Source organism: Kitasatospora sp. NPDC036934, from assembly GCF_055608425.1.
Genome location: NZ_JBVJQR010000036.1, coordinates 40,407 through 65,857, shown reverse-complemented (window position 1 = coordinate 65,857; position 25,451 = coordinate 40,407). Strand labels below are relative to the sequence as shown.

Sequence of the window (25,451 nt, the reverse complement as noted above, 5' to 3'; positions counted from 1 at the left end):
CTGCAGGGGGGACCCTGTGGGAGAGTAGGACGCCGCCGAACAATTCTTCAGAAAAGCCCCTGATCCTTTTGGATCAGGGGCTTTTCGCATTTCCGTTGACGTATCGTCGGTACATGGACGATCAGACAGCGGTCATTGCGGACAACGTGCTCCGCCCCGAGCAGCGCGACGGTGCTCTGCGTGTTCTGGCGGAGGCCCAGGCGGTCGACGGCCGGGCCGCCGTCTCCGAACAGGGCCGGCTGCGGCTGCGGAACGCCGAGACGCCTCGGCCGGGTGTCACCCACGTCATCGGCAGCGAGAGCGGATCCGTTGTCGGCTACGGCCAGGTCGAGGTGCCGGAGACCGCAGCCGAGAACCCGCCCGCCCATCCGGCCGCCAACCCTGCTGCCGAGCTGGTGGTCGACCCGGCCGCCCGGGGCCGCGGTCTGGCCCGTCCGCTGGTCGACGCCGTCCTGGCGCAGGCGCACGGAGCCGGGCACGACGCGGTGGACTTCTGGGTGCACGGCGGTCACCCGGCGGCCCGGCACCTGGCCGAGGCGTACGGCGCCGAGCTGGTCCGGGAGCTGCGGCAGATGCGTCGCACCGGTGCGCAGACCGAGGCGGTGCCCGTCCCCGAGGGCATCGAGCTGCGGACCTTCCGCCCGGGGGAGGACGACGCCGAGTGGTTGCGGCTGAACGCCCTGGCATTCGCCCACCACCCCGAGCAGGGCTCCTGGACGGAGCAGGACCTGGCCGAGCGGATCGCCGAGCCCTGGTTCGACCCGGCCGGCTTCTTCCTGGCGACCCGGGGCGGCAAGGTGGTCGGCTTCCACTGGACGAAGGTGCACCCGGCCACCGCCACCGAGCCGGAGCTGGGTGAGGTCTACGTGGTCGGGGTGGACCCGGCCGAGCAGGGCAGCGGCCTGGGCCGGGCGCTGACCGCGGCCGGCCTGCGTCACCTGACCGGGTCAGGCGACGGCGAGCGCGGACTGGCGACCGTCCTCCTCTACGTCGACGCCGACAATCCGGCCGCGGTCCGGGTGTACGAGCGACTGGGATTCACCATCCACGAGGTGGACCTCATGTACCGCGCCCGGTACCAGGCGGACCGGACGGCCACCCGCCGCTAGCCACGGCCGCACCAGCCACCGCCCGCATCGGCGAGGCTCGCACCAGCCACCGCCCGCATCACGAGGCTCGCACCAGCCACCGCCCGCATCCGCAGCCCCGTCCGGGCCGTCCCCGCCCGCAGGTCACGGACGGCCCGGCGGTAACGGAGAGGTCGCGGGGCAGCGGCGGGGAGGGCCGCCGCCCCTTGCTCCGACCGACTCAGCTTTCCTCCCGGCCATGCGGTGTTTACCGTGGATTCAATTGCTGCCGCGAAGATCACAGGATGAAGTCCGTAGTGTCTCGCTCGTGCAGAGTCGACCGCCATTCGCCGGCCGGTCCTGTACGGACCGCGCCGGGTGGGTGGGCGCTGTCCCCGGGGTCGACCCGGGGCGAGGACGACGGCCCGCAGAGCCATTCGCGTCCGGACGCCGTCCTGCTGGAGGAGCTGGAACCCATGAGCATCCCCCGCCCCGTCTCTGCCCCGCCGTCGCCCACGGCCCGGATGTCCGGTGCGCTGGGCGTTCCGCCGGAGCCGTCGACCACGGACGAGCAGGAGTTCGAAGCACTGCCGCAGGGCCGCTTCCTGGACCGTGAGCGGAGCTGGCTCGCGTTCAACGAGCGCGTCCTGGAGCTGGCGGAGGACCCGAGGATCCCGCTGCTGGAGCGGGCCAAGTTCCTGGCGATCTTCGCCAGCAACCTGGACGAGTTCTTCATGGTCCGGGTGGCCGGCCTGAAGCGCCGGATCGCCACCGGGGTCGCCCAGCGCAGCGCGTCCGGCCTCCAGCCGCGCGAGGTGCTGGACCTGATCTGGACCCGCTCGCGCGAGCTGATGGCCCGTCATGCGGCGGCCTTCCAACAGGAGGTGCTGCCGGACCTCGCCGCCGAGGGCATCGAGGTGGTCCGCTGGCCGGAGCTGGCGGAGAAGGAGCAGGCCCGGCTGCACACCCTGTTCCGGCAGAAGATCTTCCCGGTGCTGACCCCGCTGGCGGTCGACCCCGCGCACCCCTTCCCCTACATATCGGGCCTGTCCCTCAACCTGGCCGTGGTCGTCCGCAACCCGGTGTCCGGACACAAGCACTTCGCCCGGGTGAAGGTGCCGCAGTCGCTGGCCCGCTTCCTGGAGGCCTCGCCCCAGCGGTACGTCCCGCTGGAGGACGTGATGGGCGCGCACCTGGAGGAGCTCTTCCCGGGGATGGAGGTGCTGGCGCACCACGCCTTCCGGGTCACCCGCAACGAGGACCTCGAGGTGGAGGAGGACGACACCGAGAACATCCTCAAAGCCCTGGAGAAGGAGCTGATGCGGCGGCGCTTCGGCCCGCCGGTCCGGCTGGAGGTCGAGGAGTCGATCGACCCCTACATCCTGGACCTGCTGGTGCGGGAGCTGAACATCACCGAGGCGGAGGTCTTCCCGCTGCCCGGGCCGCTGGACCTGACCGGGCTGTTCGGGATCGCCGAGCTGGACCGGCCGGAGCTCAACTACCCGAAGTTCGTGGCCGGTACGGCCCGCGGGCTGACCGACGTCGAGTCCGCCTCCCAGCCGGACATCTTCGCCGCGATGCGCGAGCGCGACGTTCTGCTGCACCACCCGTACGACAGCTTCTCCACCTCGGTGCAGGCCTTCCTGGAGCAGGCCGCCGCCGACCCGGACGTGCTGGCGATCAAGCAGACCCTCTACCGCACCTCGGGCGACTCGCCGATCGTGGACGCCCTGATCGACGCGGCCGAGTCCGGCAAGCAGGTGTTGGTGCTGGTCGAGATCAAGGCGCGCTTCGACGAGCAGGCCAACATCAAGTGGGCCCGCAAGCTGGAGGAGTCCGGCTGCCACGTGGTCTACGGCCTGGTCGGGCTGAAGACCCACTGCAAGCTGTCGCTGGTGGTCCGCCAGGAGGGCGACACCCTGCGCCGCTACTCGCACGTCGGCACCGGCAACTACCACCCGAAGACGGCCCGGCTGTACGAGGACCTCGGTCTGCTCACCTCCGACCCGCAGGTCGGCGCGGACCTCTCGGACCTCTTCAACCGGCTGTCCGGGTACTCCCGCCGCGAGTCCTACCGCCGACTGCTGACCGCCCCACGCGGCCTGCGCGACGGGCTGGTCTCGCGGATCCACAACGAGATCGCCCACCACCGGGCGGGCCGGCCCGCGTTCGTGAAGATCAAGGTCAACTCGATCGTCGACGAGGCCGTGATCGACGCGCTCTACCGGGCCTCGCAGGCCGGGGTGCCGGTGGACGTCTGGGTGCGCGGGATCTGCGCGATCCGGCCGGGGGTGCCGGGGCTGAGCGAGAACATCCGGGTGCGCAGCATCCTGGGGCGCTTCCTGGAGCACTCCCGGGTCTTCGTGTTCGGCAACAACGGCGATCCCGAGGTGTGGATCGGCAGTGCCGACATGATGCACCGCAACCTGGACCGCCGGATCGAGGCCCTGCTGCGGATCACCGACCCGGCGCACCGCGCCGAGCTGTCCGGGCTGATCGACCTCGGTGTCTCGGACGAGACCGAGTCCTGGCACCTGGGACCGGACGGCGCGTGGGAGCGCCACTCGCAGGACGCCGAGGGCCGGCCGCTGCGGCACGTCCAGAACCTGCTCATCGACTCGCGCCAGCGCCGCCGGGCCGCCACCTCGCGCTGACGCGTCCACTGATGCGAGCCCGCCGGAGCGGTCGGGGCCCCCGAGGCCCCGGGGGGACCTGCTCCGGCGGTCGGCCACCAGCCCCGGGGAAGGGCCCCGGGGGAACGGGGATCTACCACGCCATGACCGATGCGCCGATGACGGCCCAGGCGGCCTCCACAGCGACCGCCGGGGACATCCTTTCCCGCCATCTCACCGCCCAGGCCGGGGCGTTCCTGCGCGCCCTGCCGCTCGCGGTGGGCGAGGTCGGCGCCAGACCGGGCTCGGCCGCGGCCGTCCCGGCGAACGGCACCGCCGACCTGCTGCGGGCCGTACGGCGGGTCGGCGGACTGCTGCACACCTTCGGGACGGTCTTCGAACAGACCTGGGCGCAGGAGTCGCGCACCGAACTGCGCTGGCTGCTCAACCTGCTGGCGCTGGAGCCCGGTTACGTCCGCCGCTCGGCCCGGCTGCTGGGCGCGGTGGACTCGCTGAGCGGCACCGACCCGGAGGGCACGGGCATGCTGGCCGGGCACGCCGGCGCCCCCAAGGCGCGGGCGCTGCTGGACCGGCAGCTGACCCTGGCCCGGACCAGGGCGCACTCCACGGTGCTCCAGGAGCTCCGCTCGGCCCGGCTACACGCCCTGGCGGACCGGATGACCCTGCTGGTCGGTGAGGCGCCGCTGCTGGAGGCGGCGGGCGGCCGGGCGTCGGCGGTGCTGCTGCCGCAGGCGGCGGCCGCGCTCACCGCGCTGTCGGCGAGCGCCCAGCAGCTGCCGTTGCGGCGGGCCGCTACGCCGTACGGCGGGGACGGGCTGCGCCGGCTGGGCGCGGTGCCCGCGGCGCGCGGTACGGCGGACGCGGACACCGCGCTGGCCGCGGACGACGCGCCCTGGTCCCGGCTGCGGATCCTGGTGAAGCGGGCCCGGTACGCACTGGAGGTGTGCGGTCGGCAGTCCGCCGAGCTGGACGAGCTGGACGCGGTGCTGGGCCGGCACCAGGAGGCGGCGGACGCCGCGGTCACCGCTGCGACGGCGGCGCGCACCCCGCGGATCACCCCCGCGACCGCTTACGTGCTGGGCGTGGTGCATGCTGATCAGCGACTGGAGGTGGAGGCGGCGCGGTACGCCTTCGGCCGCCGGTGGCCCGAACTCCCGCCAGCTCCGGACGGCTGGCTGGATATCCCCCCGGCCGAGGGCTGGGGGCATTCCCCCGCACCACGGACGGCCTGACTTGCACGATCGCCTGAGCACCGGGCAGCCGGTGGACGCGCATCCGACCGGGGCGGGCCGCGCCCCGGTGGTCCTGGCGGCGGGCGGAGTGCTCTGGCTGCCCGGACGGCCGAAGCCCAGCGGCCGGCTGGGGCGGCCGCGGATCGCGGTGATCCATCGGCCGAAGTACGACGACTGGAGCCTGCCCAAGGGCAAGCTCGACCCGGGCGAGGTCGCGGTCGAGGCGGCGCTGCGCGAGGTGCGGGAGGAGACCGGCTTCCGCTGCCTGCTCGGTCCGGAGCTGCCCGCCCAGCACTACCTGGCGCAGGGCCGTCCGAAGGAGGTCCGCTACTGGGCCGCGGTGCCGACCGGGGGCGCCTTCCGGCCGAACCGGGAGGTCGACCGCCTGGAGTGGCTGCCGGCGGGCAAGGCCCGGGCGCGGTTGACCCATGACCGGGACCGGTTGCTGATCGACGCGTTGCTGGTGATCCTGGGTGCCAAGCCCGTACGCACGGGCGAGCGGGCACCGGCGAAGGGCCGGTGGAAGTGATCTTCTCGCGCCCTGGGCGTGACGCAACCGTTACTACGTGACGTAGTTTCCTGTCATCCGTTCGAGGTTCACTCCCCGTTCACTTGCGACCGGCTGACGCGTCACTTACCCGGCCTAACTTCGGGACTACCGGAGGGCCGGACGGGCCCCGGACCACAGCAAAACCCGCGCTCGGCCGTGTCCGCACGGTCTGCGCGACGGGCAATGCCACAGAAAGGGACACCCCTGTGAAGCTCCAGCGGAACGGCCGCTCCAAGGCCCTCGCCATCGGTGCCATGGCGCTCGTCAGCTCGCTGTCGCTCGCCGCCTGCGGTTCGGACGACAACAACAACACCAAGGCGTCCGGTGGCTCTGGCAGCTCCGCCGCGGCCGGTGCCGCGGTCAACTGTGGCAAGCCCGGCACGCTGCTCGGCGCCGGTTCGACCGCTCAGGCCCCGGCCATCGACGTGTGGAAGACCAACTTCGGTTCGGCCTGCTCCGGCACCACGGTCAACTACAGCGGCGGCGGCTCCGGTGCCGGTGTCCAGCAGTTCACCCAGGGCAAGGTCGCCTTCGCCGGCTCCGACTTCGCCCTCAAGCCGGCCGACGTCGACGCCTCCAAGGCCGTCTGCACCGGTGGCAAGGCGATCGACCTGCCGATGGTGGCCGGCCTGGTCTCGCTGGTCTTCAACGTGGACAACGTCGACAACCTGGTCCTGGACGGCCCGACCGCCGCCAAGATCTTCGACTCGCAGATCACCAAGTGGAACGACCCGGCGATCGCCGCCCTGAACCCGGGCGCCAAGCTTCCGGACGCCGAGATCCAGACCTTCCACCGCTCGGACGACTCGGGGACCACGTTCAACCTGACCTCCTACTTCGCCAAGACCTCGGGCGGCGCCTGGAGCGCCGAGCCGAACAAGGCGTGGAAGGGCAAGGGCGGCCAGTCCGCGAACGGCAGCGCCGGCGTCTCGGCCCAGATCAAGCAGGTCAAGAACTCGATCGGCTACGCCGAGCTGTCCTACGCCCAGACCAACAACCTGAAGAGCGCCAAGATCGCCACCGGCGCCGCTCAGCCGGTCGAGGCGACCGCCGCCAACGCCGCGCTCACCATCGCCTCCTCCACCGTGTCGGGCACCGACGGCGACCTCGCCCTCTCCCTGGACTACGGCACCAAGGCCGACAACGCCTACCCGATCGTCCTGGTGACCTACGAGATCGCCTGCGACAAGGGCAACAAGGCCGAGACGCTGGACACCCTGAAGTCCTTCCTGAACTACACCATCAGCGACGCCGCCCAGAAGTCGATCGGCGACAAGGGCTACGTCCCGATGCCGGCCGCGATCGGCGACAAGGTGAAGGCCGCCGTCGGCACCCTCGCCTGACCCGACAGGACCACCGGTGGGACGGCCCCGTGAGCGAGGGGGGCCGGGGCCGTCCCGCCGGAACGCACCGACCCAGCACCAACGTCCGGGGCACCGCCGCCATGGTGCCGGCCCCCTACCGGGGCGGCGCCACCAGACCGGAGTAGACCAATGACTTCATCCCCCCCTGCCGCCCCGCGAGGCAGGGAACGCCGATCGCGCGACAGCCGCGTCGGCGACAAGATCTTCATGAACCTCGCCCGCGGTGCGGGCATCCTGCTGCTGGTCATCATGGCCGCGATCGCCGGCTTCCTGGCCTGGCGCTCGGGTCAGGCCCTCAGCAACAACAACGGCAACTTCCTCACCACCTTCGAGTGGACGCCGGACGCCCCGAAGCCGGTCTTCGGCATCGCCGTCCTGGCCTTCGGCACCATCGTCAGCGCCCTCATCGCGATGGTGATCGCCGTCCCGGTGGCCATCGGGATCGCGCTGTTCATCTCGCACTACGCGCCGCGGCGGATCGCCCAGCCGTTCGCCTACCTGGTCGACCTGCTCGCCGCCGTCCCCAGCATCGTCTACGGCCTCTGGGGCGCGCTGTTCCTCGTCCCGCACATGGACGGGCTGACCAGCTGGCTCAACCAGTACCTGGGCTGGACGTACCTCTTCGACCAGACCAAGACCGGCACCCCGCGCAACCTGTTCACCGTCGGCATCCTGCTGGCGATCATGATCCTGCCGATCATCACCGCGGTCTCCCGCGAGGTGTTCCGCCAGGTGCCGCGGATGCACGAGGAAGCGGCGCTCGCGCTCGGCGCGACCCGCTGGGAGATGATCCGCACCGCGGTGCTGCCGTTCGGCCGCCCCGGCATCATCTCGGCCTCGATGCTCGGCCTCGGCCGGGCGCTCGGCGAGACCATCGCGGTCGCCGTGGTGCTCTCCGCCAACAGTGTCCTGTCGCTGCACATCCTGGACGCGGGCGGCGGCACCTTCGCGCAGAACATCGCGCTGAAGTTCGCCGAGGCCGGCAACAACGGCCGCGACGCGCTGATGGCCTCCGGCCTCGTCCTGTTCGTCATCACCCTGCTGGTGAACGGTGCCGCGCGACTGATCATCGCCCGCCGCAAGGAGTACTCGGGGGCCAACGCATGACCACCGTCACCGTCCCTGAGGACGCCCGGCCGCAGGTCGGCCCGAAGCTGACCGCCAACCGGCTGCCCCGGTGGACCCCGCCCGTCGTCGCCGTCGGCTCGATCGCGGTCGGCTGCGCGATCGGCGCCGCCGGCGGGCTGGAGAGCCACCTGCAGTGGGGCCTGATCTCGGCCCTGCTGTTCCTGCTCGGCAGCTACCTGATCTCGGCCCAGGTCGAGGGCCGCCGCCAGGCCAAGGACCGCTTCGCCACCTCGGTGGTCTGGGTCGCCTTCATCCTGGCCGTCGTGCCGCTGGTCTCGCTGACCGTCTACACGATCCAGCAGGGCATCGGCGTGGTGAACGGGAACTTCCTGAGCCACTCGATGAAGGGCGTCATCCAGTCCGGCCCCGGCGGCGGCATCTACCACGCGCTGCTCGGCACCCTCCAGCAGGTCGGCCTGGCCACCGTGATGGCCGCCCCGCTGGGCCTGCTGACCGCCGTCTACCTGGTGGAGTACGGCCGCGGCCGGCTCGCCAAGGCCATCACCTTCTTCGTCGACGTCATGACGGGTGTCCCGTCGATCGTCGCCGGTCTGTTCATCCTCTCGCTGTGGAACCTCGCCCTGGGCTTCGGCTACTCCGGCTTCTCGGGCAGCCTCGCGCTGGCGATCCTGATGATCCCGGTCGTGGTCCGCTCCACCGAGGAGATGCTCAAGCTCGTCCCGAACGAGCTGCGCGAGGCCTCGTACGCCCTCGGCGTGCCGAAGTGGAAGACCATCCTGCGGATCGTCCTCCCCACCGCGATCGGCGGCATCGCCACCGGCGTGATGCTCGCGGTCGCCCGCATCACGGGCGAGACCGCCCCGGTGATGATGCTGGTGTTCGGCGCCGACTACATCAACAGCAACCCGTTCGACGGACCGCAGCAGTCCCTGCCGATGTACATCTGGCAGCAGTACTCGGTGGTCAACAACGACTTCGGCTACGCCCGCGCCTGGGGCGCCGCGCTGGTGCTGATCGCCTTCGTGATGGGGCTCAACCTCGTCGCCCGGGGCATCGCACGCTGGCGCTCGCCCAAGGGCGGACACTGAGCGACCGACTGACGTACGAGACAGACGAGAGAAGCAACGATCATGGCCAAGCGCATCGACGTCAGCGGACTGTCGGCCTACTACGGCACCACCAAGGCCATCGAGGACATCTCGATGAGCATCGAGCCCCGCTCCGTGACGGCCTTCATCGGCCCCTCCGGCTGCGGCAAGTCCACCTTCCTGCGCACCCTCAACCGGATGCACGAGGTGATCCCCGGCGCCCGGGTCGAGGGCAAGGTCCTCCTGGACGACGAGAACCTGTACGCCTCCAACGTCGACCCGGTCGCCGTGCGCCGCTCCATCGGCATGGTCTTCCAGCGCCCGAACCCGTTCCCGACCATGTCGATCTACGACAACGTGGTCGCCGGGCTCAAGCTCGCCGGCGTGCGGAAGAAGGCGGTCCTGGACGAGGTGGTGGAGCGCTCGCTGAAGGGCGCCAACCTCTGGAAGGAGGTCCACAACCGGCTGAACAAGCCCGGGGCCGGTCTCTCCGGCGGTCAGCAGCAGCGCCTGTGCATCGCCCGCGCGATCGCGGTCGAGCCGCAGGTCCTGCTGATGGACGAGCCCTGCTCGGCGCTCGACCCGATCTCCACCCTCGCCATCGAGGACCTGATCGGCGAGCTGAAGTCGCAGTTCACCATCGTCATCGTGACCCACAACATGCAGCAGGCGGCCCGCGTCAGTGACCGCACCGCCTTCTTCAACCTGGCCGGCGTCGGCCAGCCGGGCAAGCTGATCGAGCTGGACGACACCCAGCGGATCTTCTCCAACCCGTCGGTGCAGGCGACCGAGGACTACATCTCCGGCCGCTTCGGCTAAGCCCGACCCCAGCTGTCCCGCGGTGCTGCATGGCGGTGCCGCCGTGGGACATGAAAAAGGGCCCGCCCCCGAGATGTGGGGGCGGGCCCTGTTTGCTGTATCCCCGGCCCGCCTCCGGGGCGCCCGGGGCGGAGGTCGTCCGTCCGGGGATCAGCCCCAGAAGAGGTGGACGAACCAGTACACCAGCGCTGCGACGATGGCGGCCGCCGGCATCGTGATGAACCAGCCGAGCACGATGTTCTTGGCGACGCCCCAGCGCACCGCGCGGACCCGCTTGGTGGCCCCCACGCCCATGATCGCCGCAGTGATCACGTGGGTGGTGGAGATCGGCGCCTTGAAGACGAACGAGGTGATGTACATGATCGCCGAGGAGGTGGCCTCGGCCGCGAAGCCCTGCGGCGGGTCCAGCTCGATGATCTTCCGGCCGAGGGTCCGCATGATCCGCCAGCCGCCCGCGTAGGTGCCCAGCGAGAGCATGGTCGCGCAGGAGATCTTCACCCAGACCGGGATGTCGCCCGTGGTCTGGTGGCCTGAGATGGTGAGCGCCATGACCACGATGCCCATCGTCTTCTGGGCGTCCTGCAGACCGTGCGCCAGCGCCATCGCGGCGGCCGAGGCGGTCTGGGCGACCCGGAAGTTGCGCTTGGCTCGGTGCGGGTTGGCCCGGCGGAAGATCCACAGGATCGCCAGCATCACGGCGAAGCCGCCGATCAGGCCGACGATCGGCGAGACGATCATCGGGATGACGATCTTGTCGAGGACCCCGCTCCAGATCACGCCGATGCCGCCGGCCAGGGCCGCGCCCACCATGCCGCCGAACAGCGCGTGCGAGGAGGAGGACGGCAGGCCGAAGTACCAGGTGACCAGGTTCCAGGCGATCGCGCCGACCAGGGCCGCGAACAGGATCGCCATCCCCTGGTTGCCGGTGGGCGTCTCGATGATCCCCTTGGAGACGGTGTGTGCCACGCCGCTGCCGAGGAAGGCGCCGGCCAGGTTCATCACGGCGGCCATCGCGAGCGCGGCCCTCGGGGTCAGAGCCCGGGTGGAGACCGACGTGGCGATCGCGTTCGCCGAGTCGTGGAAGCCGTTGGTGTACGTGAAGAAGAACGCAACCCCGATGACGGCGATGAGTGCTGCCATGTCCACGAGGGTCAGGACTCCTTGACGGCGATGGTCTCCACCGTGTTGGCGACGTGCTCGAACGCGTCCGCCGCCTCCTCAAGGACGTCCACGATCTGCTTGAGCTTGAGGACCTCGATGGCGTCGTACTGACCGGAGAACAGGTGGGCGAGCAGCTTGCGGTGGATCTGGTCGGCCTGGTTCTCCAGCCGGTTGACCTCGATCCAGTACTCGGTGAGGTTCGACATGCTGCGCAGGTTCGGCATCGCCGCGGCGGTGAGCTCCGCGGCCCGGGCGAGCACCTCGATCTGCTGCTCGACGCCCTTCGGCAGGGTCTGGACGTCGTAGAGGACGACCAGGTCGACGGCCTCCTCCATGAAGTCCATGATGTCGTCCAGCGACGAGGCGAGGCTGTAGATGTCCTCGCGGTCGAAGGGCGTGATGAAGGAGGAGTTCAGCTGGTGGAAGACGGCATGGGTGGTGTCGTCCCCGGCGTGCTCGGCGGCGCGCATGCGCTCGACGATCTCCGCGCGGGCCGACACGTCTGATCCCAGCAGTTCCAGCAGGAGCTTCGATCCGACGACGAGGTTCTCCGCGGCGGCGGCGAACATGTCGTAGAAACTCGTCTCCTTCGGGGTCAGGCTAAAACGCACGGAATTCTCCGATGTGCGGGGTAGGGACTGAACGATGCTAGGTGCAACCAAGCGCGATCGCGCAAACGGGGTGGTGTCCGGGGAGGCGGAGCCTCCTCTTCCGTTCGGCTGTCACGCCGACTGCCCGGACCGCACCGCCAGGTACGGACGCAAGGACTCAGTCTGACGGAACCTCGGCGGGATTGCCCCGTCCCGCGTGCGGAAGACCGGGGCGCCGCTCAGACGGGTGAACCCCGCCACGACCCCCACCAGGCCGTTCGGCACATGCCGGGTGAGCCGTCGGAACACCACACACGGCCCCGGTGTTGGACACTGGTGGCCGACGCAGCAGGCACTCAGACGAAGGCGGGCCGATGACCACGACGCAAGCGCGCACCGAGCCGGACCACGCGCCGGGCACCGACCCGCAGGTCGGCACCCCCGCCACGGGCCACGGCGGCGGGCACGGCCCGCACGGCTACAGCGCGCAGAAGGACGCCCACCTCAAGCGGCTGCGCCGGATCGAGGGCCAGATCCGCGGCCTCCAGCGGATGGTCGACGAGGACGTCTACTGCATCGACGTGCTCACCCAGGTCTCGGCAAGCACCAAGGCCCTCCAGTCCTTCGCACTCTCCCTGCTGGAGGAGCACCTGCGGCACTGCGTCGCCGCGGCCGCCGAGCAGGGCGGCGCCGAACTGGACGCCAAGGTGGCGGAGGCCTCGGCCGCGATCGGCCGACTGCTGCGCAGCTGACCCGGCCCCGGGGCGGCCCGGGGCCGGGTCAGCCGTCGCCCTCCCGCTCGACCCGGACCGGGTCCACCCGGTCCAGCAGCACCTCGTCGATCCGCTCGGTCGGCAGCCGGTCCCCGCTGCTGGCCGTCGCGGCGATCATCAGCTCGCCGGCCAGCTCGATCTCGTCGAGGGCCGCGTCGTCGTGGCCGCCGTTGCGGCCGCCCGTGGACGACACCACCTGCACCACCCCTTCAGTGCCTCGCCAGCCCGGGCGGCAGCCACCCGACGTCCAGCCTAGGCACTCCGGGGCCCGCCCACATGGCACGGACGGGCCATCTCGGCGCCGCCGAAACGGGTGGCCGTCGCTCCCCGGACGGCCACCCGCCCCGGCGGCGCCCCGTTACGCCCCGGCGCCGGAGCGCTGCCCCCGGCGGCCCCGGGGCGTGTCCGAGCAGCTCTACTTCGGGCTCTCCGAGGGCTTCATCTGATAGATGTCCGAGGACGGCGGCTCGGCCGCCTCGACCGGCTTGCCGAAGTCCGACAGCGCGGTCGTCGAAGTGACCTTCACCTGGTCCTTGGCCTCCTTCGAACCGGCCACCCCGGCGAAGGTGAACACCTCCACCACCTTGTGCAGCCGGCCCTGGTCGTCCAGCCAGGCGTCGTACGGGACCTCCTTGACGGTGAAGGTCTGCCCGCCCATCCGCAGACCGTCCCCGCCCCGGCCACCGGTGGCGTCGGCCGCCTTGGCCAGGTCCAGGGTGCCCCGGTAGTGGTGCAGCGGGGCGCCGTCCACGGTCTCGGTGCCGACCAGGTCGGCCTTCTGGACCCCGCGCAGCGCACCTGCCGCGGTGGCCGGATCGGTAGCGCCGCTGCTGACCAGGTTGCCGTCCGGCAGCTGGCGCACGTCCAGCTTGACCCACTTGCCCTCGGGCACCTTGGCGCCGCTGTTCTGCAGGTAGACGGTGCCCGGCAGGACCACCTCGACGATCTTCCCGGTGGTCGCCGCCCCCGGCGGCACCTGGACCTCCAGCCGGCCGATCCGCTTCACGTAGTCGTAGCCGCCGGTCCCGGAGAAGGAGGCCTTCTTGTCGGCGGACTCCGTGACCAGCTCGGTGGCGGCGTGCGCGGAACCCGTCCGGCCCGTGATGTCGGCGGCGTTGCGCACCGCCGTCACCGGGTCGCCGGACAGCTGGTCCGGGGCGCTCGACTGCTGGTCGGAGGAGCCGCCACCGGAACCACCGGAGCACCCGGCGGCCCCCGCGGCCAGGGCGGCGGCGAGCAGGGCGGCCCCGGCCGCCGAGCACAGGTGCGGCCCCGGGCGGCGCGCTGGCCGCCCGGTTCGCTGCTGGTCGGTCATCTTCATCCTCGCGACAACCCCCTCGGGCCCGACTGCCCCGCCGGCCACCACCGGGTGGGCAGAGCTCTTTCCGGGCAAACGAGTTGGGCCGCCAAGGGTTACGGGCCCGGCGGAAACCGGCGGGCGTCGCGCCCGGAGCGTCCGGCACGTTACGGTGAATCCCGTGCACAGTGAGCTGCCGGTGGCCCCCGGCACCACCCCGATGCCCGAGCACCGCGTCGCGGTCAGCGAACGCGGTTCCTTCGCCTTCGCTGTCTGCAGCTGCGGCTGGTACTCAGCGGCCCGCCGCTCCCGCGACCTGGCCCGCCGTGAAGCGGCCGACCACCTCACCGAGTCCGGCGGCGGGGCGCCGGACTAGCGCCGGCCGGCGGATCCGGTCGGATCAGGCCGCGAGGTCGGACTCCGGCGGCTGCTCCTCGGAGCGCACCGCCCCCCGCCCGCGTCGGCGGCCGCGCTGGGCGCCGCCACGGCCGGCCCCACCGGCCCCGCCGGTGCCGCCGCGTTCCGGGGCCCGGATCAGCGGGGCGACCGCCGTCCGGCTCAGCGCGTGGCAGAACGGGACCAGCACCGCCATCGCGATCGGCGCCAACAGCAGCACCACGGCCACGGCGAGCGCGAAGCCGCCGATCACGTCGGTCGGGTAGTGGACGCCCATGAACATCCGGCCGAAGCCCTGCAACAGGGCCAGCCCCCCGGCGATCCAGCCCAGTCTCCGGTTCACCAGGAACAGCGACACCGCCACGGCCATCGTCATGGTCGAGTGGTCGCTGACGAAGGAGTGGGTGCCGGCCTTGCCGTCCACCAGCACCAGCAGGCCCGGGTGGTCGACGAAGGGCCTCGGCCGGTCCACGATCGCGGCGATCGGCAGATTGGCCAGCTCGGCGATGGCCACCGAGAGCGGCACCCAGAGCAGCCCGGCGATCGCCACCGGCGCGTCCGGGCGGCGTCTGGCCTGCAGCCACCCCACCAGCCCGAGCATCGCGAGACCGATCAGGATGCCGTACTCGCCGGTCCACGCGACCAGGTGGTCCAGCCATTGGGGGGCGCGCTTGGCCAGGCCGTTGACGGCGTAGAGCAGGCCGAGGTCGGGGTTGGTCGTGTCGGCAAGCGGCGTCGACACGCCGTACCTCCTTCTTCTGGTCCGCTGCACCTGTTCGTTCCCGCCGGGGCCCGCCCGACGCGTGAAGCTGACGAGGGGCCACCGGACCCAACGTCATCGCCGGGGCACAGCGTTCCACGGAAACGCGCGGTTATGGAAACTTGACTCAGCGTCCACAGGCCGCACACAGGTGCACGGACGTTTCGGCCGGTCCCACCGGTTCCGCCGCCTCATCCGGTCCGCCCCGGGGCGGGCGGGGCGGGCGGGGCGGCGAGCGCGGGCTGGGCCGGGGCCGCCGGGGTGGTCGGCGCCGTCGTGCCCGGCCGGCTCGGGGCGTTGACCGCGCCGCTGGTGTCGTTGCGGGTCGGCAGCGCCTGGGCGCCGTCCGTGGTGACCCGGGTCGCCCCGATGTACTCCTTGGTGTCGATCTTGTCGTAGCGGATCACCGCTCCGGTGTGCGGCGCGTTGATCATGTAGCCGCCGCCGACGTAGATCCCCACGTGGTGGATGGTCCGCGGATCGGTCAGGTCCGTCGCGAAGAACACCAGGTCACCCGGCCGCAACTGATCCCGCGACGGGTGCGGACCGGCGTACCACTGGTCGTTGGCCACCCGGGGCAGGGTGATGCCCACGGTGCCGAACGCGGCCACGGTGAGCCCGGAGCAGTCGAACCGCCCGTTCTGCCAGGCGGCCCCGTCACCGCCCCACAGGTACGGGGTGCCGAGCTTGGTCTGCGCGAAGTAGATCGCGGCGGCCGACTGCGCGGACACCGCCACCGGCGCCGTCGGCGCGGTGAAACTGCGGGCCATCGCCTGGATGTTCCGCACGTACCCCTGGGTCTCCTTGTACGGCGGGATGCCCCGGTTCGTCGTCACCGCGTACGGGCCGGCGTTGTAGGCGGCCAGCATGTTGGCCTGCGGATCGCCCGGCACCCCCGCCACGTCCTTGGCGAGCGCGCAGTCGTAGACCGCCGCCGTGGCGATCGCGTCGTACGGGTTCCAGACGTCCTTCTTGCCGTCCCCGTCACCGTCCGTGGCGTACCCCGGCCAGGTGCCCGGCATGAACTGCGCCATTCCCTGGGCCCCGACGCCGGATTGGGCCTTGGGATCGAAACCGCTTTCCTGGTACAGCTGCGCCGCGAGCATCGGCGGGGAGATCTCCGGGCAGAGCGAGCCCCACTTCTGGATCGCGTCCTGGTAGGCCGCCGGCACCGTCCCGGGAGAGAGGGCGGAACGATTCGCCGACTGCTGCGGCGCCCCACTCGCCGCAAACGTCCCCATGGTCACCAGACCGAGGAACCCGAACGCAACAACTCCCGCAGCAGCGGCGGCCGTACCGCCCTTCCGGAGTACCATCAGCACCATCCCGACGAATCGTCAGTCGAAGTGTCCCGGAAGGCGTTGCTCACCGCAATCATCAGAGATACAAAGAGTGAGCGCTATCCTTCGTACGGTGGACATCCTCGCGTACGTGTCCGATGCCTCACGACCAATCCGCGAGAAGTAGCCAAGTCGACATCAGATCTGGCCAAGAATAGGCACCGGCCCTTCGCGCGGACGGGGTCCGGGCCCTTGAATTTGCCTGATCGGGCGGTGAGATGGAAATGAACCTGAGCAGCGTGCACAGCTATGCGGTCGGCCACCTGGCCGAGGACCCTCCCAAGAAGCCGAATATCGACACCATCATCGGCGGGATCGCCCCGGACTGGGGCCCGTTCGCGAGCCTCGGGTCGGAGGCCCGGGTGATGGTCGAGGTCATCATGGCCGTCGCCATCCTCATCTGCCTCGGCCTCGCGGTCTGGGGTGCGGCCAAACAGCGGATCGGCGCGACCGCGATGCGCGACAGCTTCGGAGCCGAACAGGGCAAGGGGCTGATCGTCGCCGGCCTGACCGGCGTGTTCATCATTGGATCACTCGGCACTCTGTTCACCATTGTCTACGGCATGGCTATCTGACGATCGGACAGCAACGACCCGGCCCTCCTGAGGGCAGGTTCCCGCCCGGACCTCCCCAGTGGGCCGACCGCCAGGAGTCCACCCCCGTTCCCACCCTCCGTCCGCGCCCGACCCTGGGCGGAGGGCCCCCGGAGCCGCCCCGGCTCCCCGCACCAGGAGGGCCGCCGTGCCGTTGTCCGACGACCAGCCGCACACCCGTACGCGGCTGCCGGTCGACGAACAGCCCTCCTCTCCGGCGACCGTCCGTCAGTCCCGGCCGCTGAGAACCCTGCTGACCGTCCTCGTGGTCGTCACCCTGCTCGTCGTCGCCATCTCCATCGCCAACCGCGGCAAGCCCAGCCCCGGCGGCAGCGGCGGCTCCGCCGACCGCGCCGCCCCCACCACCGGCGCCGGCGCCGGCGCCGGTCCGGCGCCCAGCGGCGACCAGCCCGTCCGCACCACCGTCAACGGCATCGCCTCCGGCTTCCCGCACAGCGACCAGGGCGCCCAGTCCGCCGCCGCCAACTACGCGGTGGCCATCGGCTCCGCGGACATGTTCCGCACCGACAGTCGCCACACCATCGTCGCCACCATCGCCGAACCGGGCGCGGCCGGGGCCCTGCAGAGCCGGCTGGACCAGGGGTTCGGCGGCGACACCGCCGCCCGCTACGGCCTCGACGCCCAGGGCCGTGCACCCAAGGGGCTCACCTTCGTCAGCCGCACCGTCCCGGTCGGCACCAAGTCGACGGCCTACGGCGACGGGGACGCCAAGGTCGAGGTGTGGTGCACCGGCCTCACCGGCCTCGCCGGCGAACGCTCCGTCCAGCCGGTGACCGCCAACTGGTTCACCCTCGCGCTCTCGCTCCACTGGACGGGGAGCGACTGGAAACTCAGCGACTTCACCAGCAGGCAGGGCCCCGCGCCGATGCCCGGAGACCAGCAGGCCGCCACCGCCGAGGAGATCACCGGCGCCGTCCAGCAGTTCGGGGGGTTCCGCTATGCCCGTTGACCAGACCGCACGCCGTACGACCGCACGCCGCGCGGGCGCACTGGCCGGTGTCCTGGCCACCTTGCAGGTGGTCGCGATGCTGGCGGCCCAGAGGGTGTTCGCCGACCCGTCGCCGACGCCGACGCCGACCTGTCAGAAGGTCGACCTTCCGATCCCGGGCAGCGATGCCGGATGTGCCCCCAACGGAGCCGTCGTCATCCCCGGCAGTGGGACCGTCGGAACCGTGACCGATCCGCTCGGTTCGTTGGCCAAGGGGTGTGCCCAGGCGGCGGCTTGGGTGGTGCGCAAGTTGTCGGGGGCGATCGACGGGACGACGGCGGTGGACTTCACCAACCAGTCGTTCCTGCAGCAGTACGCCGTGGTGTTCGCGGTGTCGACCGTGATCACGCTGGTGCTGTGGCTGTTGGCGGTGACCAAGCGGGCGGTGCGGGGGGCGCCGTTGACGACGGCGATCTCGGAGGCGGTCGGCTTCCTGTGGCTGACGGTGGTGGCCTCCGCGTTCACGCCGTTGATCCTGTTCACCGTGGTGAGCGTGACGGACGGGCTGACGAAGGCGATCGCGGTCGGGACGAAGTCGGACACCGGGACGTACCTGGGCGGGTTCGCGGACACCCTGGAGAAGGGGGACGTCGGCGGCGGGCCGCTGATCCTGGTGATCGTGTCGCTGGTCGCGGTGCTGGCGGCGGCGGTGCTCTGGATCGAGCTGGTGATCCGCGCGGCGATGCTGTACGTCGGGGCGCTGCTGGGGACGGCGGTCTACGCGGGGCTGGTGGACCGGCAGTTGTGGAAGCACGTGCGCCGCTGGGCCGGGATGATGCTGGCGGTGGACCTGGCGAAGCCGATCATCGTGATCATCATGGGGCTGGCGGGCGCGGTGGCGACCGGGGCCGGGGCCAACGACGACTTCGCCCGGGTGCTGTCGGGGCTGGCGATCCTGTTCCTGTCGATCTTCGCGAGTGCCGCGGTGTACCGGTTCGTCCCGACCTTCGGCGACGAGATGCTGAACATGCGTCGGGCCCGGGCCAGCGCGGTGCAGGCCGGTTCGGCGATGATCAACGGCACCGCGAACCTGATGAAGCAGGGCATCACCACCCACGGCGACCGCGGTGCGCCGGCGGGCGGCGGGGGCGGCGGTGCGGGGGGTGGCTCGGTGGCGCCCGGCATCGCCGCGCACGCCGGCCGGACGCCGGCCCCACCGCCGCAGGCCGGGCCGCCGCAGGCCGCCCCGGTTCCGATCCGCGACAGCAATCCAGCGAAGGGAGGGTGACGGGTAAGTGAGCAGCGAACCGCTCGGTCAGTACGGTGCCCAGTACGCCCAGCCGTACGTGCACCAGCGCCGCACCTACCTGATCGGCAAGGCCCGCCCGAATGCGCCGATCGGCCGGAACCGGGAGTCCGGCGAGATCATACTGATCATCTTCGGGGCGTTCCTCGGGATGCTCTGGGGTCTGCTGATGCCCGTCCTGCCGCTGCGGATCGCCGGTCTGATCGGCCTGCCGCTGCTGGCCATCGCGGCGGTCTACGTGCCGTACCGCAAGCGGACGTTCTACAAGTGGGTGGAGATCAACCGCACCTACCGTCGGACGATCCGCAGCGGGCGTGCGGTGTGGCGCTCGGAGGCGATGGACTCGGGCACCCGGATGGACGGCCGCGAGGTGGAGATCGGCCCGCCGCCGGGGGTGGGTCGGCTGCGCTGGCTGACCGCGCCGTTCGGGCCGGACGAGGTCGGGGTGCTGATGCACCTGGAGCGGCGGACGGTGACGGCCGCGATCGAGATCGAGGGGCCGGGTGTCGGGCTGCGGGACTCGGAGGACCAGGAGGCGCTGGTCGACCGCTTCGGCACGCTGCTCAAGCACGTCGCCAACGGGGACGGCTTCGTGACCCGGCTGCAGATCCTGGCCCGCACCCTGCCCGCTGACCCGGACGCCCACGCCAAGGACGTCGAGCGGCGCGGCGACCACGACGCGCCGCGCTGGCTGCAGGAGTCGTACGACCAGCTGCAGTCGATGGTGTCGACCTCCTCGGAGCAGCACCGGGCGTACCTGGTGGCCTGCATGCACTACACCCGGGACCTGGCCGCCGAGGCGCACGCGATGGGTCGCACGGCCACCGGCGGGCGGGCCCGGGACGACGACGGGCTGGCGGCCGTAATGGCCCGCGAGCTGACCGACATCTGCGCCCGGCTGGCGGAGGCGGACATCCGGGTGCGCCAGCCGCTGGGCCAGGCCCGGCTGTCCTCGCTGCTGCACTCGATGTACGACCCGGACCACCCGATCGACCACATCCAGGCGATGTCCCGGCGCAACGCCTGGCCGGCCGAGCTGGACGCGACCCACCCGCAGTACCTGACCGCGAAGACCCGCGAGTCGGCGACCCGGGAGCCGTGGTGCCACGCCACCGCGTGGGTCAAGGAGTGGCCGCTCACCCCGGTGGGCGTCAACTTCCTGGCGCCGCTGCTGGTGCACACCCCGGACGTGATCCGGACGGTCGCGGTGACGATGGACCTGGAGCCCACCGACGTCGCGATCGAGCGGATGCTGACCGAGAAGACCAACGACGAGGCGGAGGCCAGCCGCGCGGCCAAGATGAACCGTACGGTCGACCCGCGTGACCTGGCCCACACCGGCCGGGTGGACCAGCGCGGTGACGACCTGGCCTCCGGCGCGGCCGGGGTGAACCTGGTCGGCTACATCACGGTCTCCTCGCGCAACCCCGACGCACTGGCCCGCGACAAGCGGACCATCCGGGCCTCGGCCGGCAAGAGCTACCTCAAGCTGGAGTGGTGCGACCGGGAGCACCACCGGGCGTTCGTCAACACCCTGCCTTTCGCCACCGGCATCCGCCGCTGACCGTCGCGCCGGTCCGCCCCCGGACCGCGCTCGTCCACCCCCTACCGCTGACACCAGGAGGCCGCCCATGGCGCTCGGCAACCTCACCGACGCCTTCACCAGCCTGATGTTCGGCAAGGTGGAGACCACCCGGCTGCCGGTGCGCACCTCCACCGGTCAGGCGCAGGCGGTCTACCTGCCCACCGCCGCACCGGGGTTGGGCGACTCCGGAGTGATCATCGGGCGCGAGGTGTACAGCGGCAAGGGCTACGTCTACGACCCGTTCCAGCTGTACGGGCAGCAGCTGCCGGCCCCGCACTGGCTGGTGCTGGGCGAGTCCGGCAACGGCAAGTCGGCGCTGGAGAAGACGTACGTGCTGCGGCAGCTGAGGTTCCGTGACCGGCAGGTCGTGGTGCTCGACGCGCAGGGCGAGGACGGCGTCGGCGAGTGGAACCTGATCGCGAACGCGCTGGGCATAAAGTCGATCCGGCTCGACCCGATGGCGGCCCGCGACGGCGGGGTGAAGCTCAATCCGCTGGATCCGGCGATCACCCAGACCGGACAGCTGTCGCTGCTGCGCACCATCATCGAGGTGGCGATGGGGCGCGGTCTGGAGGAGCGGGCGGGCTTCGCGCTGAAGGCCGCGCACGCCCATGTGGTGGCCACGGTGAAGGACCGCCAGCCGGTGCTGGACGACATCATCGACACCCTGCGCAGCCCGGAGCTGTCCTCGGTGGAGTCGCTGGGCGTGGCGGTGGACGAGGTGCAGTCCTGGGGCCTGGACGTGGCGCTGGTGCTGGACCGGCTGGTCGACGGTGACCTGCGCGGCATGTTCGACGGCCCGACCAGTGACGGCATCGACCTGGACGCGCCGCTGATCGTCTTCGACCTCTCGCACATCGACCGCAACTCGATCGCGATGCCGATCCTGATGGCGATCGTCGGGGTGTGGCTGGAGCACACCTGGATCCGGCCGGACCGGAGGAAGCGCATCTTCCTGGTCGAGGAGGCCTGGCACATCATCAACAGCCCTTTCGTGGCCCAGCTGTTCCAGCGGCTGCTGAAGTTCGGCCGCCGGCTCGGGCTCTCGTTCGTGGCGGTGGTGCACCACCTGTCGGACGTGGTGGACGGTGCGGCGGCCAAGGAGGCGTCGGCGATCCTGAAGATGGCCTCCACCCGGACGATCTACATGCAGAAGGCCGATGAGGCACGGGCCACCGGCCGGGTGCTGGGCCTGCCGCGCTGGGCGGTGGAGATCATCCCGACGCTGTCGCCGGGCATCGCGGTGTGGGATGTCAACGGCAACGTCCAGGTGGTCAAGCACATCATCACCGACACCGAGCGGCCGCTGGTCTACACCGACCGCGCGATGACCGAGGACGCGGTGGCCGAACGCACCAGGGCCGAGCGGCAGTTGGCGGCCGAACCGGGGGTCTGAGCGGGGCCGGGGAGTCGGTGCGCAGGCTGCCCGTCCCGCTCCGGCGGCGATGGTTCGTCAGCAGGTAATCCTCTCGTTACGTCCCACCTCCTGACAGCTACGCGCGTTGACCCTAGGCTGCACTCGCGCAACACATCGCCCGCACGCCGCTGCGCTCCGCTGCCGCGTGCTCCTCCAAGGTGCAGGGGACCCTCTCATGCTCACCGTCAGATCCCGACGGTCGGCGTTCGCCGTCGTCGCCGCCGCAGGTCTGTTCGGCACGGTGGTCGTGCCGACGGCCGCCCAGGCCGCCGACGCCAACGCCAAGCGTCACAAGACCGTCAACCTCCAGCTGTTGGCGATCAACGACTTCCACGGAAACCTGGAGCCGCCGGCCGGCTCCTCCGGCACGATCAAGGAGGTCGACCCGGCCACCGGGCAGGTCGTGTCGACCCCGGCCGGCGGCATCGAGTACCTGGCCACCGAGCTGCGCAAGGCGCGGATCCCGGCCGACGACTCGATCACCGTCGCGGCCGGCGACATCGTCGGTGCCAGCCCCCTCACCTCGGCGCTGTTCCACGACGAGCCGACCATCGAGGCGATGGACAAGCTGGGCCTGGACGTCACCTCGGTCGGCAACCACGAGTTCGACCAGGGCGCGGCGGAGCTGCTGCGCAAGCAGGAGGGCGGCTGCCACCCGACCGACGGCTGTTACGAGCCCGGCCGCACCTTCAAAGGCGCCAACTTCAACTACCTGTCGGCCAACGTCACCGACGAGAAGTCCGGCAAGCCGCTGCTGCCGCCGTACTGGGTGACCAAGTCGCAGGGCGTGAAGATCGGCTTCATCGGTGTCACCCTGGAGGGCACGCCGAACATCGTGACCGCCGAGGGCGTCAAGGGCCTCAAGTTCGCCAACGAGGTCACCACGATCAACAAGTACGCCGCGGAGCTGAAGGCCAAGGGCGTCAACTCGATCGTCGCGCTGATCCACGAGGGCGGGTACCCGGCCAGCAGCGTCTACAACTACGACTGCGGCGCGGCCGGCCAGGGCATCTCCGGCCCGATCGTCGACATCGCCAAGCAGATCGACCCGGCGGTCGGCGCCATCGTCACCGGCCACACCCACAACGCGTACGCCTGCACCATCCCGGACCCCGCCGGCGTGCCGCGCTCGGTGACCAGTGCCGCCTCCTTCGGCCGGCTGTTCACCGAGATCGACATGAAGCTGGACAAGACCACCGGCGAGATCGTCCGCCCGTCGGTCAAGGCCGAGAACCACGTGGTGCGCCGTACGGTCGAGAAGGCCCCGGACATGACGGCGCTGATCGACCACTACTCCAAGCTGGCCGCGCCGAAGGCCAACCGCCCGATCGGCTACATCTCCGCGGACATCAACGGCCGCGGCAGCGCCGACCTGGAGAAGCCGCTCGGCGACGTGATCGCCGACGCCCAGCTGGAGGGGCTCGCCCCGGTCGGCAAGGGCGGGGCCCAGGTCGCCTTCATGAACCCTGGGGGCCTGCGCTCCGACCTGGTCTACAAGGCCTCCGGCGGTGAGGGAGACGGGGTGGTGACCTACGGCGAGGCGTTCACCGTCCAGCCGTTCACCAACATGATGCAGGTCAAGACGCTGACCGGCGCCCAGCTGGTCCAGGTGCTCCAGCAGCAGGTGAGCGGTCTCAACGACGCGGCGCCGAAGATCCTCCAGGTGTCCTCGAACCTCCACTACACCCTGGACATGCGCAAGACCGGCGCGGACCGCGTCGTGCTGGACTCGATCCGGCTGAACGGCGCGCCGGTCGACCCGGCCGCCACCTACCGGGTCGCGGCCAATGAGTTCCTGGCCGGCGGCGGAGACGGCTTCCCGGCCTTCGCGGCCGGCACCGACAAGCTCGTCGGCGCCTCCGACCTGGACGTCTTCACGGCCTACCTGACGGCCCACAGCACGGCGGGCTCGCCGCTGAAGCCGCCGGCGCAGGACCGGATCAAGGTCCTCGGCCCGGGCAGCGACGTCGACTGACCGTGAGCCGGACATGAGGAGGGGCGGGGCGCTGTCGGGGCGCCCCGCCCCTGCTGTTCTCCCGGCGGCTACTCGGGGGCGGGACCGCCGGGAAGTCGTACGGTCGCCAGCGCGCCGGGGCCGCCGTCGGCGGCCGGGCCGAGCGTGACCTCGCCGCCGGCCTCCCGGACGCTCTGCGCGACGATCGACAACCCCAGGCCGGATCCGGGGAGTTGACGTGAGGACGGGGAACGCCAGAACCGGTCGAAGACGTACTGGAGCTCGTCCGGCGGGATGCCCGGGCCGTGGTCACGGACGGTCAGCACGCCCTGCCGGAGCCGGACGTCGATGGTGCCGCCGGGCGGGCTGTACTTCACCGCGTTGTCCAGCAGGTTGATCACGGCCCGCTCCAGGCCGGCCGCGTCGCCGTGCGCGTACCAGGGCTCGGTGCTCGTCTCGAAGACCAGCCCGGGGCCGCGGAGCTTGGCCCGTTCGACCGCCCGGCCGGCGATCTCGTGCAGGGCGACCACGGTGAGGTTCGGCCCGGCCTTGGGGGTGTCGGGGCGGGAGAGCTGCAGCAGGTCGCCGATCAGCACGGTGAGTTCCTGCATCTGGGCCTTCATGTTGCCCAGCAGCTTGGTCTTGGTCGCCGGGGGCAGCGGGCGGCCGGTGTCGTTGCTGCGGATCAGCAGGTCGACGTTGGTCCGCAGCGAGGTGAGGGGCGTGCGCAGCTCGTGGCCCGCGTCGGCGATCAGCCGGGTCTGGCGCTCGCGGGAGTTGGCCAGGGCGGTGCTCATCGAGTTGAAGGAGGTGGACAGGCGGGCGATCTCGTCGTCGCCGTTCACCGGGATGGTGGTGCCGACCTCCTCGGTGCGGGCGATGTGCTCGACGGCGTCGGTGAGTTGGTCGACGGGCTTGAGGGAGGAGAGGGCGACGAGACGGCCGGCGACGGCGGCGAGCAGGATGCCGCCGAGGGAGACGGCGCCGAGGAGGATGGCGAGGCCCTGGAGGGAGTCCTCGACGGACTGGGTAGGGGTGGCGACCATCACGACGGTGGGCTGTGAGAAGTAGTGGACCAGGGAGAGCCGGACCAGGGCGGGAGCCCCGTTCGTGTAGTGGCCGTCACGGATGATGGACTGCCCGGCCTTGAGCCGGAATGCGGCGTCATCCTCTGGCACGACCACGATCGCCCGAGATGAACCCGGGGGCAGACCCACGCCGTTCGACGTGAGGAACTGGGTGTCCCGGGGTGCGGCCCCGCTGAACTCCGGGGTGTTGTTACGGGGCTGGTTGGCTGCCAGAGCCGCTTCCGGAGTCTCGTACAGATTGAGATTCCTGCCGATCATGGCCGGCGGCGCGCTCGCCAGGTCCGCTTTCACCTGTCCGTACAACTGCTTGTCCACGATGAACCAGCAGGCCAGCGCCGACATGGCGATGGCCACCGCCACCGCTGCCGCGCTCAGGAAGGTGAGGCGGCCGCGGAGTGAG

The 25,451-nt window shown here is 71.1% G+C and carries 23 protein-coding genes; 16 read left to right on the top strand and 7 right to left on the bottom strand.

Going from position 1 to position 25,451, the window contains the following annotated elements; all coding sequences use genetic code 11:
• Positions 1–113: 113 nt before the first annotated feature.
• The 8 genes from mshD (at position 114) to pstB (ending at position 9,842) form a co-directional block, all read left to right on the top strand.
• Complete coding sequence (gene mshD, locus ACZ7BZ_RS34375) at positions 114–1,109, top strand: mycothiol synthase (RefSeq protein WP_470361767.1); 996 nt, start codon at positions 114–116, stop codon at positions 1,107–1,109.
• 434 nt (positions 1,110–1,543) lie between these two features.
• The gene (locus ACZ7BZ_RS34370; protein WP_470361766.1) at positions 1,544–3,721 is read left to right on the top strand and encodes an RNA degradosome polyphosphate kinase; all 2,178 of its coding nucleotides are present in this window, start codon (positions 1,544–1,546) and stop codon (positions 3,719–3,721) included.
• A 122-nt stretch (positions 3,722–3,843) separates the two neighbouring features.
• A complete protein-coding gene (locus ACZ7BZ_RS34365) occupies positions 3,844–4,932 on the top strand; it encodes a CHAD domain-containing protein (protein ID WP_470361765.1) in 1,089 nt (362 codons plus the stop codon).
• Between the two features lie 31 nt (positions 4,933–4,963).
• On the top strand, positions 4,964–5,461 hold the full coding sequence (locus tag ACZ7BZ_RS34360; RefSeq protein ID WP_470361769.1) for an NUDIX hydrolase: 498 nt from the start codon (positions 4,964–4,966) through the stop codon (positions 5,459–5,461).
• A gap of 227 nt (positions 5,462–5,688) precedes the next feature.
• Positions 5,689–6,825, top strand: a complete 1,137-nt coding sequence (gene pstS, locus ACZ7BZ_RS34355) for a phosphate ABC transporter substrate-binding protein PstS (protein ID WP_470361764.1) — start codon at positions 5,689–5,691, stop codon at positions 6,823–6,825.
• A 150-nt stretch (positions 6,826–6,975) separates the two neighbouring features.
• A complete protein-coding gene (gene pstC / locus ACZ7BZ_RS34350) occupies positions 6,976–7,953 on the top strand; it encodes a phosphate ABC transporter permease subunit PstC (RefSeq protein ID WP_470361763.1) in 978 nt (325 codons plus the stop codon).
• Complete coding sequence (gene pstA / locus ACZ7BZ_RS34345; RefSeq protein ID WP_470361762.1) at positions 7,950–9,023, top strand: phosphate ABC transporter permease PstA; 1,074 nt, start codon at positions 7,950–7,952, stop codon at positions 9,021–9,023. The genes pstC and pstA overlap by 4 nt, the downstream gene beginning before the upstream one ends.
• Before the next feature lie 42 nt (positions 9,024–9,065).
• Positions 9,066–9,842 carry a phosphate ABC transporter ATP-binding protein PstB gene (pstB, locus tag ACZ7BZ_RS34340; RefSeq protein ID WP_380461632.1) on the top strand — a complete coding sequence of 259 codons (777 nt, stop codon included), beginning with the start codon at positions 9,066–9,068 and terminating at the stop codon, positions 9,840–9,842.
• A gap of 150 nt (positions 9,843–9,992) precedes the next feature.
• On the opposite strand, the gene ACZ7BZ_RS34335 is transcribed toward pstB, so the two are convergent.
• Complete coding sequence (locus tag ACZ7BZ_RS34335) at positions 9,993–10,988, bottom strand: inorganic phosphate transporter (RefSeq protein ID WP_470361761.1); 996 nt, start codon at positions 10,986–10,988, stop codon at positions 9,993–9,995.
• A gap of 5 nt (positions 10,989–10,993) precedes the next feature.
• Entirely contained in the window at positions 10,994–11,614 is a 621-nt protein-coding gene (locus ACZ7BZ_RS34330; protein ID WP_380461634.1) for a DUF47 domain-containing protein, read from the bottom strand.
• A gap of 353 nt (positions 11,615–11,967) precedes the next feature.
• Here ACZ7BZ_RS34330 and ACZ7BZ_RS34325 point away from each other — a divergent pair, with 353 nt between their 5' ends.
• On the top strand, positions 11,968–12,345 hold the full coding sequence (locus tag ACZ7BZ_RS34325; protein ID WP_470361760.1) for a metal-sensitive transcriptional regulator: 378 nt from the start codon (positions 11,968–11,970) through the stop codon (positions 12,343–12,345).
• A 28-nt stretch (positions 12,346–12,373) separates the two neighbouring features.
• Here ACZ7BZ_RS34325 and ACZ7BZ_RS34320 read toward each other — a convergent pair whose 3' ends face one another.
• Positions 12,374–12,562 carry a hypothetical protein gene (locus tag ACZ7BZ_RS34320; RefSeq protein WP_380461636.1) on the bottom strand — a complete coding sequence of 63 codons (189 nt, stop codon included), beginning with the start codon at positions 12,560–12,562 and terminating at the stop codon, positions 12,374–12,376.
• Between the two features lie 219 nt (positions 12,563–12,781).
• Positions 12,782–13,681, bottom strand: coding sequence for an SCO4651 family lipoprotein (locus ACZ7BZ_RS34315; protein WP_470361759.1), 900 nt, complete (start codon positions 13,679–13,681; stop codon positions 12,782–12,784).
• Positions 13,682–13,844: 163 nt separating this feature from the next.
• On the opposite strand from ACZ7BZ_RS34315, the gene ACZ7BZ_RS34310 reads away from it, so the two are divergent.
• Positions 13,845–14,039, top strand: coding sequence for a hypothetical protein (locus ACZ7BZ_RS34310; RefSeq protein WP_470361758.1), 195 nt, complete (start codon positions 13,845–13,847; stop codon positions 14,037–14,039).
• A gap of 24 nt (positions 14,040–14,063) precedes the next feature.
• Here ACZ7BZ_RS34310 and ACZ7BZ_RS34305 read toward each other — a convergent pair whose 3' ends face one another.
• Positions 14,064–14,801, bottom strand: coding sequence for a phosphatase PAP2 family protein (locus ACZ7BZ_RS34305; RefSeq protein WP_470361757.1), 738 nt, complete (start codon positions 14,799–14,801; stop codon positions 14,064–14,066).
• Between the two features lie 209 nt (positions 14,802–15,010).
• Positions 15,011–16,135: a C40 family peptidase gene (locus tag ACZ7BZ_RS34300; protein WP_470361768.1), complete on the bottom strand. Its 1,125-nt coding sequence runs from the start codon at positions 16,133–16,135 to the stop codon at positions 15,011–15,013.
• A gap of 248 nt (positions 16,136–16,383) precedes the next feature.
• Between ACZ7BZ_RS34300 and ACZ7BZ_RS34295 the strand changes: the two genes are divergently transcribed.
• From ACZ7BZ_RS34295 to ACZ7BZ_RS34270, 6 genes are all read left to right on the top strand, one after another.
• Entirely contained in the window at positions 16,384–16,734 is a 351-nt protein-coding gene (locus tag ACZ7BZ_RS34295; RefSeq protein WP_470361756.1) for a hypothetical protein, read from the top strand.
• Between the two features lie 166 nt (positions 16,735–16,900).
• The gene (locus ACZ7BZ_RS34290) at positions 16,901–17,722 is read left to right on the top strand and encodes a hypothetical protein (protein WP_470361755.1); all 822 of its coding nucleotides are present in this window, start codon (positions 16,901–16,903) and stop codon (positions 17,720–17,722) included.
• The gene (locus tag ACZ7BZ_RS34285) at positions 17,712–18,989 is read left to right on the top strand and encodes a hypothetical protein (protein WP_470361754.1); all 1,278 of its coding nucleotides are present in this window, start codon (positions 17,712–17,714) and stop codon (positions 18,987–18,989) included. Before ACZ7BZ_RS34290 ends, ACZ7BZ_RS34285 begins: the two co-directional genes overlap by 11 nt.
• 7 nt (positions 18,990–18,996) lie before the next feature.
• Positions 18,997–20,571, top strand: coding sequence for an SCO6880 family protein (locus tag ACZ7BZ_RS34280; protein WP_380461644.1), 1,575 nt, complete (start codon positions 18,997–18,999; stop codon positions 20,569–20,571).
• A 67-nt stretch (positions 20,572–20,638) separates the two neighbouring features.
• On the top strand, positions 20,639–21,988 hold the full coding sequence (locus ACZ7BZ_RS34275; RefSeq protein WP_465750685.1) for an ATP-binding protein: 1,350 nt from the start codon (positions 20,639–20,641) through the stop codon (positions 21,986–21,988).
• Positions 21,989–22,184: 196 nt separating this feature from the next.
• A complete protein-coding gene (locus ACZ7BZ_RS34270; protein ID WP_470361753.1) occupies positions 22,185–23,984 on the top strand; it encodes a bifunctional metallophosphatase/5'-nucleotidase in 1,800 nt (599 codons plus the stop codon).
• Between the two features lie 68 nt (positions 23,985–24,052).
• Here the strand turns inward: ACZ7BZ_RS34270 and ACZ7BZ_RS34265 are convergent, their stop codons facing one another.
• Positions 24,053–25,411 carry a sensor histidine kinase gene (locus ACZ7BZ_RS34265; RefSeq protein WP_470361752.1) on the bottom strand — a complete coding sequence of 453 codons (1,359 nt, stop codon included), beginning with the start codon at positions 25,409–25,411 and terminating at the stop codon, positions 24,053–24,055.
• Positions 25,412–25,451: the final 40 nt, after the last annotated feature.